The sequence below is a fragment of the Salinicola sp. V024 genome (assembly GCF_052645315.1).
The window spans coordinates 41,535-56,140 of record NZ_JBQXYB010000003.1 but is presented as its reverse complement, the minus strand read 5'-3'; the positions used below and the strand labels follow the sequence as shown (position 1 = coordinate 56,140).

Sequence of the window (14,606 nt, the reverse complement as noted above, 5' to 3'; positions counted from 1 at the left end):
TTCCCTTCCTGCCTTATCTCTAGTCGCGCACGATCGCCGGGAGCGCCAAATTTCGGCGACAGCGGTGTCGCACTCGACAGACTATCGGCCGACCACGTTATACTAATGCGCTTTGCGATGGCCGGAGAGGTGCTCATGGCGCCTTTCCGATGCCGGATTTTGCGTTGCCACGTGGTCTGCTAGCCGCCGTGGGCGCGCCTATCGCCACGGATTGTTTATGAAAAGTGCAGAAATCAGACAGGCTTTCCTGAGCTACTTCGAGGAGCGCGGACACACCATCGTGCCTTCCGCCTCTCTGGTGCCGGAAAACGACCCGACGCTCCTCTTCACCAACGCCGGCATGGTGCCGTTCAAGGATGCGTTTCTCGGCCGGGATCAACGCCCGTACGTGCGCGCCACCTCGGCGCAGCGTTGTGTGCGTGCCGGCGGCAAGCATAACGACCTGGACAACGTCGGCTACACCGCCCGTCACCACACGTTTTTCGAGATGATGGGCAACTTCAGCTTCGGCGACTACTTCAAGGCCGACGCGATTCGCTATGCCTGGTCCTTCATTACCGACGTGCTGGGATTGCCCAAGGACAAGCTCTGGGTGACCGTCCATATCAGCGACGATGAAGCCGCCAGGATCTGGATCGACGACATCGGCGTCGATCCGGCGCGGCTGTCGCGGCTGGACGAAGACAACTTTTGGCAGATGGGCGATACCGGCCCCTGTGGCCCGTGTTCGGAAATCTTCTACGACCACGGTCCCGAGGTCTGGGGTGGCCCGCCGGGGAGTCCGGAAGAGGACGGCGATCGCTACATCGAGGTCTGGAACCTCGTCTTCATGCAGTTCGATCGTGACGCTTCCGGCAACATGAACCCGCTGCCCAAGCCGTCGATCGATACCGGCATGGGGCTGGAGCGCATGGCTGCGGTGATGCAGGGCGTGCACTCCAACTACGAGATCGATCTGTTCCAGAACCTATTGCTGGCGGCGGCCGAGGTAACCGGTCACGACGATATCAAGACGCCGTCGCTACGCGTCATCGCCGATCATATCCGCTCCTGTGCCTTTCTGATCGTCGATGGCGTGCTGCCGTCCAACGAAGGCCGGGGTTACGTGCTGCGGCGGATCATTCGTCGCGCCGTGCGCCATGGTCACAAGCTCGGGGCCAGCGAGCCGTTCTTTCACAAGCTGGTGGCGGCACTGGATGCGGAGATGGGCGAAGCCTATCCCGAACTGCACCAGGCGCGCGATCAGATCGAGCGCGTACTGTTGAAGGAGGAGCAGCAGTTCGCGCGCACGCTGGATCACGGCATGGGCCTGCTGGAAGAGGCGCTCTCGGCACTCGAGGGCGAGGTTCTGCCTGGCGAGACGATCTTCAAGCTCTACGATACCTACGGCTTCCCCTATGATTTGACCGCGGACGTCTGTCGCGAGCGTGGCGTCACGCTCGACGAGACCGGGTTCGAACGCGAGCTCGAAGCTCAGCGGCAGCGGGCGCGGGCCGCCAGCCAGTTCGGCGGTGACTACGGCGCTGCGCTCGAGCTCGAGGGCAGCACCGAGTTCACCGGTTATGACCGTCTTGAGGATTCGTCGGTGGTAAAGGCGATCGTCGACAGCGAGGGCAATGCGCTGGAGGCTCTCGAGGAGGGCCAGAGAGGCGTCGTGGTGCTGGATCGCACACCGTTCTATGCTGAATCGGGCGGCCAGGTGGGCGACACGGGCTATCTGCAGGCGAACGATGGCCGCTTTCAGGTCACCAATACGCGCAAGCAGGCCGGGCATCATCTGCATGAAGGGCTGATGGTCGGCGGTCGCCTGGCGGTCGGCGAGCGTCTCGCGCCGCAGGTGGATCCTTCGCTGCGCCAGGCAACGATGCGCAACCACTCGGCAACGCATTTGATGCACGAGGCGCTACGTCTGACCCTCGGCGATCATGTACAGCAGAAGGGATCGCTGGTCAGCGCCGAGCGTCTGCGTTTCGACTTCAGCCATTTCGAGCCGGTCACCCCGGATCAGCTGGCGCAGGTCGAGCGGATCGTCAATGCTCAGATCATGGCCAACGCGCCGACCCGGACCGAGTTGATGACGCTCGACGAGGCGAAGGCCAAGGGCGCGCGAGCGCTGTTCGAAGCTAAATACGCCGATAGCGTTCGCGTGCTGACCATCGGCAGCGACGACTTCTCGATCGAGCTTTGCGGGGGCACTCACGTGGCGCGCAGTGGCGATATCGGCCCGTTCCATATCGTCGCCGAGTCGGGTACCGCAGCTGGCGTGCGTCGTATCGAGGCGGTCAGCGGAGAAGGGGCCCTGGCCTGGTTCGATGCCCAGGAGCGTGAACTGAACGCCGTCGGCGAGCGACTCAAGGCCAAGCCCGAGCAGGTCGTCGAGCGTCTGGACGCCGTTCTCGAGCGTCAGCGATCGCTGGAGAAAGAGCTCGAACGGCTCAAGGCCAAGCTGGCGAGTGCGACCGGTAATGACCTGTTGGAGGAAGCCCGGGACGTGGCCGGCATCAAGGTGCTGGCGACCCAGCTCGAGGGCATCTCGGGCAAGGAGTTGCGGGGCCTGCACGATCAGCTCAAGCAGAAGTTGGGCTCGGGTGTGCTGGTACTGGCGACATCCCAGGATGGCAAGGTCAGCCTGATCGCCGGTGTCACCGACGATCTGACCGCCAGGGTCAAGGCGGGCGAGCTGGTCAATCACGTCGCCGCGCAGGTAGGCGGCAAGGGCGGTGGTCGCCCGGACATGGCCCAGGCGGGCGGTAGCGATCCGTCACAGCTGCCGGCGGCTCTGGAAAGCGTACCGGCCTGGGTCGCGCAGAAGCTGAGCCAGGACTGAGAGGCTCGGCTAAATGCATTCACGTCCGGCGTTCGCGCCGGACGTCAACGCTAAGGAGCGATAAGCAGACTCATGGCGCTATACGTACAGAAGTTCGGAGGCACATCGGTCGGCTCGGTCGAGCGGATCAAGGCGGTGGCCGAGAAGGTCAAGCGCGATCGGGATGCAGGTCACCAGGTGGTAGTGGTGGTCTCGGCGATGAGCGGCGAAACCAATCGGCTCATCGGCCTGGCCAGTCAGATCAACGAGGATCCGACGCCGCGCGAGATGGATATGCTGGTTTCGACCGGCGAACAGGTCACCATTTCCCTGCTGGCAATGGCCCTGCACCAGCTGGGCGTGCCGGCGACGTCGTATACCGGCGCCCAAGTAGGCATTCGCACCGACAGCGCACACACCAAGGCGCGGATTCAGCGGATCGAGACCGATGAGATCCAGGAGGATCTGGACGACGGCCAGGTCGTGGTCGTGGCGGGTTTCCAGGGTGTCGATGAAGAAGGCAACATCACCACCCTCGGCCGTGGCGGTTCGGATACCACTGGTGTCGCCCTGGCCGCGGCCCTGAAAGCCGACGAGTGCCAGATCTATACTGACGTCGACGGTGTCTACACCACCGACCCACGGGTCTGTTCCAAGGCGCAGCGCCTTGAGAAGGTCACTGTCGAAGAGATGTTGGAACTGGCGAGTCTTGGCTCCAAGGTGTTGCAGATCCGCGCCGTGGAGTTCGCCGGCAAATACAACGTACCGTTACGCGTGCTCTCGAGCTTCGAGGAAGGGCCTGGCACGCTGATCGTCGCAGACGAGGAATTCGAATCGATGGAAGAACCGCTGATCTCCGGTATCGCCTTCACGGCGAATGAAGCCAAGCTGACCCTGCTCAACACGCCCGACGTGCCCGGTGTCGCCTCGCGGATTCTGGGGCCGATCGCCGATGCCAACATCGAAGTCGACATGATCGTGCAGAACGTGGCGCCCGCCGGTGACTACACCGATTTCACCTTCACGGTGGCCAAGGGCGATTACAAGCAGACCATGCGCATTCTGCAGAACGATGTCATTCCGGCACTGGGCGGGGGCGACCTGCGCGGTGACGAGAACATCGCCAAGGTTTCGCTGGTCGGTGTCGGCATGCGTTCCCACGCGGGTGTGGCCTCCAAGATGTTCCGCGTGCTAGCCGAAGAGAATATCAACATCCGCATGGTCTCCACGTCCGAGATCAAGATCTCCGTGGTGATCGACGAAAAGGCGATGGAGCTTGCCGTACGCGCATTGCACACCGCGTTTGGGCTCGATAAAGACAGTATTCAGAGCGAATAGACGAATAACCCCTTCAACAATGCCTCAAGCGTTCTACGCTTAGGGGGAGTTGGAAGACGGTGAAGGAAAACACACGTTCTTTCAACGACGCCGCGGGTTTTCATGGAAGGCGTCATTGGCCTGATGGTCCGTATGACGCATAATCGCTGCTCGGGTAGGAAATCTGCTCTGCAGGCGGCCCGAGAGCGTGACCCGAGAATGGAAGAAGGCCCTGAGAAGGAGATCAGATAATGCTCATCCTGACCCGACGAGTGGGAGAGACTCTCATGATCGGTGACGACATTACCGTCACGGTTCTGGGAGTGAAAGGGAATCAGGTGCGTATCGGCGTGAACGCGCCCAAGGATGTGGCCGTCCATCGTGAAGAGATCTATCAGCGTATTCAGCGCGAGAAATCCGAAGATGAAGACGGCGGTCCTGGCGCATGAGTGCTGGATAGGCGCTTTGGTACCGTCTGAGCTGGTGAAGTCGTCCCCTTTATCGGCTCGGGCTATTACTGAAACCCTCTTTCATCCTCATGACTTCGCCTTCTGACCTTGTCTCGCGGTAACTTATTCATCCTCTGAGGTTTTTCACGAAAAAAGTTTGGCCTTCGGCTGGACAATGCTCAGCGGAATCGGTAATCTACGCGCCGTGCTGATCGGGGAGAGGTGGCCGAGTGGCTGAAGGCGCTCCCCTGCTAAGGGAGTATAGGGTTTATAGCCCTATCGAGGGTTCGAATCCCTCCCTCTCCGCCATTTTCGAACAATCGAAAATCTCGATCACACCGTGTGAAAATTTGTGGATCAAGCGCCCGTAGCTCAGCTGGATAGAGTACCTGACTACGAATCAGGGGGTCGGAGGTTCGAATCCTCCCGGGCGCACCACCCACACCGACGCATCGATCCATAGCGTCGTTTCACCAGAATTAGCGCCCGTAGCTCAGCTGGATAGAGTACCTGACTACGAATCAGGGGGTCGGAGGTTCGAATCCTCCCGGGCGCACCATCCAGTCGAAAACCCCCGCATCTCTGATGCGGGGGTTTTTGTTTGTCTGGCCCTCGGCGATGAGAAAGTGACGACCGCCTAGACGGCTGTCGAGACGTCGTGAGACGAGACGCCCGGCTCGGAAGCGTGCAAGCCCGCCAGGAAGGGCGTCAGGGCGGTTTCCCGGCGCAGCGCCATGAAGCGCGTAGCCGCCTCTGCATCGCGTCCTCGCATGTGGTTCAGCCACTGCTTCAGTAGCGATACGATCACTTTCTCCGCCATGCCCGCACGACGCTTGGCGTCGGCGTAACGGCACAGCATGTCGCTGCGTGCCGACCACGGTGTGGCCAACAGGCGCTCGCCGCCCGACACCTGCCAATGACGAATGCGCCTTGCCAGCCAGGGGTCGGCCAGCATGCCGCGGCCGAGCATGACGTCGCGGCAGCCCGAGAGAGTGCGCGCCTTCCAGTAATCCTCCAGCGACCAGATATCCCCATTGGCGACCACCGGTACGCTCACGGCGGTGCGAATATGAGCAATCCATTCCCAGTGGGCGGGAGGACGGTAGCCTTCGCGCCGCGTTCGGGCGTGAACGACCAGCTCGTCGGCACCGCCGGCTTCGGCGGCCTGCGCACAGGCCAGTGCCAGCCGCTTGTCATCGAAGCCTAGTCGCAGCTTGGCGTTGACCGTGACGCCGAAACGCTGGCCCACCTCGGCGACGGCCGCGACAACGGCGTGCACGCGCGCCGGCGTTCGCAGCAGCGAGGCACCGCCGTCGTGGCGATTGACGGTCTTGGCAGGGCAGCCGAAGTTGAGGTCGAGGCGCGTCGCGCCCAGGGCGATCGCCTGCTCGGCGTTGGCCGCCAATGCCTCTGGGTCGGAGCCTAGCAGCTGCAACGTGACGGGCGTGGACGACGGCGTGACCGGCCCCGAGCTGCCTGCCGTCGCCAACTCCGGACAGTGGCGCAGGAACACTCTCGGGGGCAATTTTGCATCGACGACCCGCACGAACTCGGTGACACACCAGTCCAGCGCGCCATCCTCGCTCAGCAGCGCTCGAGTATCGGCATCGATGACGCCTTCCATCGGCGCCAGACCGAGTCGGCCCGGTACCGCCGGAGTCGCTCGAGAGACGGACGCGCCGGGGTTGCACGTATCGGGACTGCACGTATCGGGATTGCACGTATCGAGATTGGAAAAGGGCTGTGCCATACGACCTCCGGATGATCGGCGGCCACGCTAGCACACCTCTCGTCGGGGGCGAATGAAAAGATGAGCGGCGCCCGCGTGGGTCGACCGCTCGCTAGAATCAGGCTTGCGCGGCAGCCCGTTGGCGGAGAATGCGTCGAACGGTGAACGCGACCGACAGCACGGCCAGGATCAGCAGCCCGGCCGAGATCGGCCGCGTCAGAAACAGCGTCCAGTCTTCGTCGGCCATCAACGCCCGGCGCAGATTGGTCTCGGCGATGGGCCCCAGAATCACGCCGAGTACCAGCGGTGCCAGCGGGTAGTCGAGCTTGGCCAGCAGATAGCCCACCAGGCCGACGCCGATCAGTAGATAGAGATCGGTGACCCGATTGTTGAGCGCCAGTGCGCCGACCGCACAGCAGACCAGCACCACCGGTACGATGATCGATTTGGGAATCTCGGTAATCCGCAGAAACCAGCGCATGCTGACCAGGCAGAAGGCCAGCACCATGACCGCGGCCAGGAACATCGCCAGAAACATGCCGTAGGCCAGGTCGGCGTTGTCCATGATCAGGCGCGGCCCGACGCTGATGCCCTGGACCATCAACGCGGCCATCAGCACCGCGTCGACCGCGCTTCCAGGGATGCCGAGCGCGATCATCGGGATCAGCCCGCCGCCGGCGGTCGCCGAATTGCCCGATTCCGAGGCCACCACGCCGTCGGCAATGCCGGTCCCGAAGCGTTCCGGCGTTTTCGAGGCGCGTTTGGCCTGGTCGTAAGCAATCAGGTTGGCGATGCTGCCACCGGCGCCGGGCACGGCACCGATGACCACGCCGATCATCGACGAACGCAGCAGATTGCCTGGGCGGCTCAGCACTTCACGCATCACCGCGAACGGACGAAACTGTATCTCGCCGCTCACCAGCGCCTGCCCCTGATGGAGTTCCGCAGGATTCTCGACTTCGCTGGCAAGCTGGCTGACCGCGAAGATACCGATCAGCACTACCAGGAATGGAATGCCGGCCGCCAGCACGTCGATACCGAAGGTGAAGCGGGGCACCCCCATCATTGGATCCTGTCCCACCGTCGCGATGAACAGTCCCAGCAGGCTCATCATCAGCCCCTTGAGAATCGACTTGCCGACCAGGCTTGCCACCACGGTGACGGCGAACAGGATGAGCGAGAAGTACTCCCAGGGGCCGAGCTTGACGGCGATCATGGCCAGTGGCGGCGCGGCCACGATCAGCACCACGGCGCTGATCAGCGCACCGAAGAACGAAGCCCAGATACCCAGCGCCAGCGCCCGTCCCGGTTCACCCTTGCGCGCCATGGGATAGGCGTCGAAGGTGGTCGCCACCGCGGAAGGGGTACCGGGAATGCCCAGCAGCGCTGCGCTGATCAGCCCGCCGGACCCGCCCCCGACATAGACCGCAAGCATGGTCGCCACGCCTTGCAAGGGCGGCATGGTGAAGGTGACCGGCAGTGTCAGCACGATCGCCATGGTGATCGTGAATCCGGGAATGGCGGCGGCCACGACACCAGCCATGACCCCAATCATCATGCTGACGAGTGTCGCCAGCGAAAACAGTTGTTCGACGCTGCTGAGCAGTGCATCGGTCATTGGCATGGGAAATTCTCTCGTCCCGTTGATCTTGTTTGAGCGGGGCTATCGACTTCGCGCTTTTTTAGCGTCGGGTTACCAAAGGCGCCCCGATGGCAGCGAAATCAGAAACACGTGGCTGAACAGGGCGTAGAGACCGAGGCCGAAGATGGCGGCGATGATCGCGGCAATCAGCAGCCGACGGCCGTGTCGGGCGCCCAGAATGAACTGGACGGCAAGCAGGAACAGCAGCGACGCCATGGCAAACCCGATCCACGGCATGCTCAGCGCATAGATGGCGAAGGCCGCCAGCGTGGCGAACGCCAGACGACGCTGGAGGAACCACCGTCGCGCACCGACACTGGCGGCGCGATCGGTGCCACGTAACGTCGCCATCGACTGCACCATGATCGCCAGATTGAAGATCACCAGCGCGCCCAGGATCAGCCTCGGAAACGAGCCCGCGCCCAGCGGTTCCCACATCGACGACGGCAAATCGCCGGCCTGAATGAACAGGCCGACGAACAGCGCGGCCAGCCCGGCATTGAAAATGACGTTGGCGAGCGCCTTGCCGCGCTCGCTGCTGGTCTCCCGCTCGGGGCGGGAGACCGTCTGGGTAGCGTCGTTCATCGCGCCAACTTGCCGGAGAGGCGCTTGATCGTGGCATCGATGTCAGCGAGATAGTCGGCATAGGCCTGGGGGCCCATGAAGTCGACCTCGGCACCGGCGTTGTTGACCCGTTTGATGAACTCGGGATCTTTGGACATGGCTTCGAAACCCTTGGCCAGCGTCTCGACCTTGGCGGGATCGATCCCCTTGGGGGCGACGATGCCGCGGTTGATGCTCAGGTTGAGATTGTCGTAGCCGAGTTCCTTGAAGGTCGGCACGTCGGGCGTCTGCTCGAGGCGCTCCTTGCTGCCCACGGCGAGGAAGCGCAGATCTCCGTTCTTGACGAACTCCAGGCTCGACGAAATGTCGCCGATGGAGGCATCGATGTGGCCGCCGACCAGGCCGCGGATTCGAGCGCCGGTGCCTTCGTAGCCGACATACCGGAACTGGGCACCGATGGCGTCCTCGATCATTGCCGCGTGGACATGGGGAATGCCGCCGAGCGTGGCACCGACACGAATCTCGCCCGGATGCGCCTTGGCGTATTCGGCGAAATCCTCGAAGGTTTTCCAGTCGCTATCGGCGTTGACCACCAGAAACTGCGGAGAGGAGGCCAACGAGGCGATCGGCTGGAAGTCGTCCCAGTTGAGCTGGGTCAGGCCGGTGGCATTGGAGGCCATCAGGCCCTCGTGAATCTGGCCCACGGTGTAGCCGTCGGGATCCTTCTGGGCGAGCTCCTTGAGGCCGATAGTCCCGCTGACGCCGGGCATGTTCATTACCGGCATCGGCTGGCCAATGTGTTTCTCGGCCGAGTTGGAGATGATGCGCATCAGCGCGTCGCTGCCGCCGCCCGGCGACCACGGCACGATGAACTCGATGGCGTGATCGGGATAGTCGTCGGCTTGCGCGCTCTGGCTGAGCGCCAGGCCGGCAGCTCCCAGCCCCAGGGTCAAGGAGGCGATCGCGCCGCTGGAGGCGAGCATTCGGCCCAGTTTTCCGTGGGCGGCATGGTGGAGTACGTCGTAGAACATGAGTTGTCCTTATTGATTTGTTGGTTTGACGTCGTGTCGTCTTGCTTCGAATCGTTATCTTTTTTCGGGTTGCTGCTTTTTCGAGGTGCTGCTTTCTTCGGCTCGGGCGGTCTCCCCACCGCTTATCCGAGCAGAAATCCGCCATAGACCAGCCCTAGAAGGACGGCCCACACCGGGTGGAGCTTGAGTCGCCATAGCATCACGCAGGCTATCGCGCCGATGATCAGGGTATGGATCCAGCCGGCACCACTGACGCCTTCGCTGAAAAACGACCAGGTGAGATAGCCCATCAGCACCATGATCACCGGTCTGACCCACTGGCTCATCGACTTGACCTTGATCGAGTCCCGGTAGCGGTACAGCGCCCCCAGCGCGACCAGCATCAGAATCAGCGAGGGAGCGACGGTGGCAAACGTCGCGATCAGGCCGCCGCCGATGCCGGCGACGTCGTAGCCGATGTAGCCGGCCATCTTGGTGGCGATAGGGCTCGGCAGGGTGTTGCCCAGCGCCAGGGTCTCGGCGAACTGCTGGGAGGTCATCCAGCCGTAGCGGCCGACGACCTCGTTCTCGACCAGCGGGATGATGGCCGGGCCGCCACCGTAGCCGATAATGTTGGGGATGAAGAACGCCAGGAAAATATCCCAGTAGATCATGACTTGACCTCCCCGCTGCGTTTGCGCCGCTCGGGGCGCAGCAGTGCGGCGACCAGGATTGCCGCGATCACCAGGCCCGGATGGATGCCCAGTCCGTAGATCAGGCCGCCGGCGACCGCGCCCATGATCAGAGTCGCGATCCAGCCCAGCGCGGTGCGGGATTTCTGGAAAAAGTCCCAGGTGAGCTGCGCCATCATCACCATCACCACCGGCACGACACCTTCGCTCATGCCCTGAATCCAGCGTTGATCGCGGTAGCGGGTGAACAATCCCAACAGCACTACCATCGCTACGATGCACGGCACGATGACCGCCAGCACCGCATTGATGCAGCCCGCTACGCCGCCGACCCGGTAGCCGATGGTGCCGGCCATCTTGGTCGCGATAGGGCCGGGCAGGGTATTGCCGATGGCAAGGATGTCGCCGAAATCATCATCGTTCATCCACTGATAGCGGGTGACCGCCTCGGCGCGCACCAGGGGGATCATCGACGGGCCGCCGCCGAATCCGAGCAGGCCGATGCGCAAAAACGCCATGAACAATTGGCCCTGAACGGCCAGTGAGGACGAAGCCATGGGTCAGAGCACCGCGATGCTGGAGTCGGTGCGCGGCTCGGTGCCACCGCAATACACGCCGCTTTGCGGATCGCGAAGAATGATCTGGCCACGACCGTAGGCGGTACTGTCCACGGCCATGACGATCTGATGGCCGCGCTCCGCCATGTCGCGAATCACGTGCATCGGATAGCCCGGTTCGATGCCGATCTTGCGTCCGCCCATCCACTGCCAGCGCGGGGCATCGAGCGCCGCCTGCGGGTTGAGGCCGAAGTCGATCAGGTTCATCGCCACCTGCATGTGACCCTGGGGTTGCATGAAGCCTCCCATCACGCCGAACGGGCCGATGGCCTTGTCGCCACGGGTCAGGAAACCGGGAATGATGGTGTGGAAGGTGCGCTTGCCGGGGGCCAGCACGTTGACGTGGTCCGCATCGAGACTGAAGCCGTGACCGCGATTCTGCAGCGAGATGCCGGTATCCGGCACCACCACGCCGGAGCCGAAGCCGTGATAGTTGCTCTGGATGTAGGAGACCATGTTGCCGTCGCTGTCGGCGGTGGCGAGGTAAACCGTGCCGCCGGCCTGTGGCTGACCGGGCTCGGGGTCGATGGCGCGCTCGCCGATCAGGCGGCGGCGGGTGGCGGCATACTCGTCGCTCAACAGCGAGGCGACGCTGGTGCGCATGTGCTCCGCCTGAGTGATGTGATGGTGGCCATCGGTATAGGCCAGCTTCATCGCTTCCAGCTGGCGATGCAGCAGTTGCGGGTCGTCGCGTACAGTGACGTCGAACCCTTCCATCATCCGCAATGCCATCAGCGCGACCATGCCCTGACCGTTGGGCGGGATCTCCCACACGTCATAGTCGCGATAGTTGACCGAGATCGGCTCGACCCACTCGGGCCGATAGTCCGCCAGGTCGTCAGCACGCAGGTAGCCGCCCGTCGCCTGCGAGAAGGCATCGATCTTATTCGCCAGCTCGCCGCGGTAGAAGCTGTCGCAGCGGCTTTCGGCCAGTGCTTCGAGGGTACGCGCCTGAGCCTCGTTGCGATGAAGTTCGCCGGGACGGGGCGCATGCCCGTTGGGCGCAAAGGCGTCGAGCCAAGGCGCGACGGCCGGGTCGTCGGCCTTGGCGCGGAATTCGATCTCGGCACGCTGCCACAGCTGACTGATCACCGGGGAAACCGGAAATCCTTCCCGGGCGATACGGATCGCCGGTGCCAGCAGAGTGGCGAAATCGAGCTTGCCGTACTGCTTAGAAAGCTCGGCCCAGGCCGCCGGAATGCCGGGCACGGTGACCGGTGTCCAGCCGTGCAGAGGCATCTCGTCATGGCCCGCGGCCTTGACCGCTTCCGGTGTCAGGCGCTTCGGCGCGTGGCCACTGGCATTGAGACCGTGAAGTTTGCCGCCGCCGTCGTTGCCCTCGGCTAGCCATACCAGGGCGAAGGCATCGCCACCGATGCCGTTGCCGCTGGGTTCGACCACGGTGAGGACGGCCGCCGTCGCGATCGCGGCATCGATGGCGTTGCCACCTTGCGCCAGCACGTCGCGACCGGCCTGGCTGGCCTGCGGCTGCGAGGCGGCGACCATGCCGCGACTGGCATAGGTAGCGCTACGGCGAGAGGGAAAAGGATTGTTGTGATCGAAAGCGAGGGTCATGGGCGGTTCTCGATTTATTCTTGGCCGGTTCGTGGGATGCCGTAGGTCGTGCGTCGAGGCGGTCTTGCCGTAGGAAAGTCTTACGGTAAATCTATGTGAATCGTTTATATTGTGGAAAATCGATTTTTTACTATTACGTCGATCTTGGCCGCAGGTCAAGCGCTGGCTGGGCAAACCACGTCGGGTCGGCACACGAATCTCCGCCATTGCGAATCTCCGCCACTGGATTAGAAGGTCAGACATTATGGGAGCCGAAGTCTCCTCCGCGAATACGGCCACCAGCCAGTTGTACGTGGCCTTGAAGCGCGACCTGATCAACGGTCGTTTTACCGCCGGTCAGAAATTGGCCATCACCACGCTCAAGCAGCACTACCAGGTTGGGTTGAGCCCGCTGCGCGAGGCTCTCAATCGGCTGGCGGCCTACGGCCTGCTGGAGCAGGAAAATCAGCGTGGTTTCCGCGTTCCCGCGCTGGAGCGAGCGGAACTCGATGATATCGCCGACCTGCGCAGCCGCTTCGAAGGCCAGGCGTTGGAACAGGCGCTAGAAAACGGGGGCGCCGAGTGGGAGGCGGGGCTGCTGGCGGCTTTCCACCGGCTCAAGCGCGCCGATGAAGCGCCGGGGCAGCTCGATCACTGGGAGCAGATGCATCTGCAGTTCCATCGTCATCTGCTCGAACCCTGTGAGTCGGCGTGGTTGCTGCGCTTCATCGAACAGCTGCACGACCAGTTCGACCGCTATCGACGCATGGCCCCCGCCAACGACGCAGTACGCACGATCCTCAACGAGCAGCACGGCCGGCTGGTCGAGCTGGCGTTGGCGCGCGACATCGCGGCCGCGCGGGCCCTGCTCGAAGAGCACATTCGGCTCTCCTACGAGGTGGCGCAGGGGGCGTGTCTTGAAAGCCGGGTAGGCAGAAGATGAAGGCGGAACCGGGGGGGAAGGGAGCCAGCGATACCGGTGGCGTGATCAGAGACGGACGAGCGCGCCCTTGAGTCGCTGTTCGAGCAGAGCCAGCGAAACGCTGTCGTCTGCCGGCCAGGCCAGTGTCAGCCGTGGACCGTGGCTATCGTACTCGGCATCGGTGATGGGAATGTCACGTTCCGCCAGCCAGTGACGGGCTTCGGCCTCGTTGCTGAAATCGACCTGGATCGCCACGACACGCCGTTCGGTGAATTCGCGCCGGGGGAGCGTCTCCAGCGCCTTGAGCACCGCCTGGGTATAGGCGCGCACCAGCCCGCCGGTGCCCAGTTTGGTGCCGCCGAAGTAGCGCGTTACCACAGCGCCGATCTGGCCCATGCCGCTGCCTTCCAGCGCCTGGAACATCGGTCGACCCGCCGTGCCGCCCGGCTCACCGTCATCCGAAAAACCGATCGCGACCTGCTCCCCGGGCGGACCGGCGATGAACGCGGAACAGTGATGGCTGGCATCGGGGTGCACCGTGCGCGCCTCGGCCAGCAGCGCCTCGAAGGCCGCGTTATCGGGCGCATGAGCGATCCAGCAGAGGAACCGACTCTTCTCGATCTCGACACTGTTGGTATGTCGCGCCTGCGGCGCCAGATCGGGAATCGGGTAGCGCATCAGGCAGCTTGTGGCGGATTGCGCATCACGCCCATGACCAGACCGAGCACCTGAACGTCTTCATTTTTCAGAAAAATCGGCGGCATGGTGTCGTTGGCAGGCTGCAGACGAACGCCGGACTTCTCGATGAACAGCTTCTTCAGCGTCACTTCGTGGTTGTTGATCAGCACCACGGCGGTCTCGCCGTTTTCCGCCGATTCATAGCGTTCGATGATGATCACGTCGCCGTCGAAGATATTGCTGTCGATCATCGAGTCGCCACGGACGCGCAGGGCGTAGGTATTGCGTCGGACCAGCTTCGCCGGAACGTGAACGGTGGCATTGTCGAGGCAGGCTTCCATCGGCAGGCCGGCTGCGACCTGGCCAAGCAACGGGATCTCGACCATGTCGGTCGCGTCGATGGGTTCCCAGTTGCCGTCGATCAGCGGCAGATTCGGCTGGCGCTGTAGATAGCTCGGTGCGGCGTTTGTCATCGTCTTCTCCCGAGGTGGTGGCGCCATCATAGCAAGGCAAGCGCCGGCGACAAGTCGATACCTTGCTCCACACCGATATTGCGGTTGGCTATTCCGCGACCCTGGCACTGGATATCGACCACGTGGTGCCTTAGGCTCTGCCGAATCCTGCGT

The 14,606-nt window shown here is 63.1% G+C and carries 13 protein-coding genes and 3 tRNA genes; 7 read left to right on the top strand and 9 right to left on the bottom strand.

Annotated features, from left to right (window positions below; all coding sequences use genetic code 11):
* Positions 1-217: 217 nt before the first annotated feature.
* The 6 genes from alaS to ACUN9V_RS06140 all read left to right on the top strand — a co-directional run bounded on the left by alaS (position 218) and on the right by ACUN9V_RS06140 (position 5,131).
* On the top strand, positions 218-2,827 hold the full coding sequence (alaS, locus tag ACUN9V_RS06165) for an alanine--tRNA ligase (RefSeq protein ID WP_445510740.1): 2,610 nt from the start codon (positions 218-220) through the stop codon (positions 2,825-2,827).
* Between the two features lie 72 nt (positions 2,828-2,899).
* Positions 2,900-4,144, top strand: a complete 1,245-nt coding sequence (locus tag ACUN9V_RS06160; protein ID WP_075561143.1) for an aspartate kinase — start codon at positions 2,900-2,902, stop codon at positions 4,142-4,144.
* 230 nt (positions 4,145-4,374) lie between these two features.
* On the top strand, positions 4,375-4,572 hold the full coding sequence (csrA, locus tag ACUN9V_RS06155; RefSeq protein WP_075561144.1) for a carbon storage regulator CsrA: 198 nt from the start codon (positions 4,375-4,377) through the stop codon (positions 4,570-4,572).
* A gap of 216 nt (positions 4,573-4,788) precedes the next feature.
* Positions 4,789-4,881 (top strand) — tRNA-Ser (locus tag ACUN9V_RS06150).
* A gap of 52 nt (positions 4,882-4,933) precedes the next feature.
* Positions 4,934-5,010 (top strand) — tRNA-Arg (locus tag ACUN9V_RS06145).
* Positions 5,011-5,054: 44 nt separating this feature from the next.
* Positions 5,055-5,131, top strand: a tRNA-Arg gene (locus ACUN9V_RS06140).
* Positions 5,132-5,209: 78 nt separating this feature from the next.
* Here the strand turns inward: ACUN9V_RS06140 and ACUN9V_RS06135 are convergent.
* The 7 genes from ACUN9V_RS06135 to ACUN9V_RS06105 all read right to left on the bottom strand — a co-directional run bounded on the left by ACUN9V_RS06135 (position 5,210) and on the right by ACUN9V_RS06105 (position 12,401).
* Complete coding sequence (locus ACUN9V_RS06135) at positions 5,210-6,196, bottom strand: tRNA dihydrouridine synthase (RefSeq protein WP_445510970.1); 987 nt, start codon at positions 6,194-6,196, stop codon at positions 5,210-5,212.
* Between the two features lie 223 nt (positions 6,197-6,419).
* On the bottom strand, positions 6,420-7,925 hold the full coding sequence (locus ACUN9V_RS06130) for a tripartite tricarboxylate transporter permease (protein WP_445510739.1): 1,506 nt from the start codon (positions 7,923-7,925) through the stop codon (positions 6,420-6,422).
* Positions 7,926-7,994: 69 nt separating this feature from the next.
* Positions 7,995-8,528, bottom strand: a complete 534-nt coding sequence (locus tag ACUN9V_RS06125) for a tripartite tricarboxylate transporter TctB family protein (RefSeq protein WP_439285892.1) — start codon at positions 8,526-8,528, stop codon at positions 7,995-7,997.
* Complete coding sequence (locus ACUN9V_RS06120) at positions 8,525-9,538, bottom strand: Bug family tripartite tricarboxylate transporter substrate binding protein (protein ID WP_445510738.1); 1,014 nt, start codon at positions 9,536-9,538, stop codon at positions 8,525-8,527. The genes ACUN9V_RS06125 and ACUN9V_RS06120 overlap by 4 nt, the downstream gene beginning before the upstream one ends.
* A gap of 122 nt (positions 9,539-9,660) precedes the next feature.
* Positions 9,661-10,191, bottom strand: coding sequence for a chromate transporter (locus ACUN9V_RS06115; protein ID WP_439285896.1), 531 nt, complete (start codon positions 10,189-10,191; stop codon positions 9,661-9,663).
* Positions 10,188-10,766 carry a chromate transporter gene (locus ACUN9V_RS06110; RefSeq protein WP_445510737.1) on the bottom strand — a complete coding sequence of 193 codons (579 nt, stop codon included), beginning with the start codon at positions 10,764-10,766 and terminating at the stop codon, positions 10,188-10,190. The genes ACUN9V_RS06115 and ACUN9V_RS06110 overlap by 4 nt, the downstream gene beginning before the upstream one ends.
* Positions 10,767-10,769: 3 nt before the next feature.
* Positions 10,770-12,401, bottom strand: coding sequence for a gamma-glutamyltransferase family protein (locus tag ACUN9V_RS06105; protein WP_439285900.1), 1,632 nt, complete (start codon positions 12,399-12,401; stop codon positions 10,770-10,772).
* Positions 12,402-12,645: 244 nt separating this feature from the next.
* Between ACUN9V_RS06105 and ACUN9V_RS06100 the strand changes: the two genes are divergently transcribed.
* Positions 12,646-13,323, top strand: coding sequence for a GntR family transcriptional regulator (locus ACUN9V_RS06100; RefSeq protein ID WP_075562434.1), 678 nt, complete (start codon positions 12,646-12,648; stop codon positions 13,321-13,323).
* 45 nt (positions 13,324-13,368) lie between these two features.
* Here ACUN9V_RS06100 and ACUN9V_RS06095 read toward each other — a convergent pair whose 3' ends face one another.
* Positions 13,369-13,980 (bottom strand): IMPACT family protein, encoded by a 612-nt coding sequence (locus tag ACUN9V_RS06095; protein WP_075562435.1) that lies wholly within the window; start codon positions 13,978-13,980, stop codon positions 13,369-13,371.
* The gene (locus tag ACUN9V_RS06090) at positions 13,980-14,453 is read right to left on the bottom strand and encodes a LexA family protein (protein WP_075562436.1); all 474 of its coding nucleotides are present in this window, start codon (positions 14,451-14,453) and stop codon (positions 13,980-13,982) included. The genes ACUN9V_RS06095 and ACUN9V_RS06090 overlap by 1 nt, the downstream gene beginning before the upstream one ends.
* Positions 14,454-14,606 lie beyond the last annotated feature (153 nt).

Excerpts from the sequence above, each read along its gene's own strand:
- ACUN9V_RS06105 (WP_439285900.1), bottom strand. The coding sequence starts at position 12,401 with ATGACCCTCGCTTTCGATCACAACAATCCTTTTCCCTCTCGCCGTAGC.
- ACUN9V_RS06100 (WP_075562434.1), top strand. The coding sequence starts at position 12,646 with ATGGGAGCCGAAGTCTCCTCCGCGAATACGGCCACCAGCCAGTTGTAC.
- ACUN9V_RS06110 (WP_445510737.1), bottom strand. The coding sequence starts at position 10,766 with ATGGCTTCGTCCTCACTGGCCGTTCAGGGCCAATTGTTCATGGCGTTT.
- ACUN9V_RS06120 (WP_445510738.1), bottom strand. The coding sequence starts at position 9,538 with ATGTTCTACGACGTACTCCACCATGCCGCCCACGGAAAACTGGGCCGA.
- alaS (WP_445510740.1), top strand. The coding sequence starts at position 218 with ATGAAAAGTGCAGAAATCAGACAGGCTTTCCTGAGCTACTTCGAGGAG.
- csrA (WP_075561144.1), top strand. The coding sequence starts at position 4,375 with ATGCTCATCCTGACCCGACGAGTGGGAGAGACTCTCATGATCGGTGAC.
- ACUN9V_RS06125 (WP_439285892.1), bottom strand. The coding sequence starts at position 8,528 with ATGAACGACGCTACCCAGACGGTCTCCCGCCCCGAGCGGGAGACCAGC.
- ACUN9V_RS06135 (WP_445510970.1), bottom strand. The coding sequence starts at position 6,196 with ATGGAAGGCGTCATCGATGCCGATACTCGAGCGCTGCTGAGCGAGGAT.
- ACUN9V_RS06095 (WP_075562435.1), bottom strand. The coding sequence starts at position 13,980 with ATGCGCTACCCGATTCCCGATCTGGCGCCGCAGGCGCGACATACCAAC.
- ACUN9V_RS06115 (WP_439285896.1), bottom strand. The coding sequence starts at position 10,191 with ATGATCTACTGGGATATTTTCCTGGCGTTCTTCATCCCCAACATTATC.
- ACUN9V_RS06090 (WP_075562436.1), bottom strand. The coding sequence starts at position 14,453 with ATGACAAACGCCGCACCGAGCTATCTACAGCGCCAGCCGAATCTGCCG.
- ACUN9V_RS06130 (WP_445510739.1), bottom strand. The coding sequence starts at position 7,925 with ATGCCAATGACCGATGCACTGCTCAGCAGCGTCGAACAACTGTTTTCG.
- ACUN9V_RS06160 (WP_075561143.1), top strand. The coding sequence starts at position 2,900 with ATGGCGCTATACGTACAGAAGTTCGGAGGCACATCGGTCGGCTCGGTC.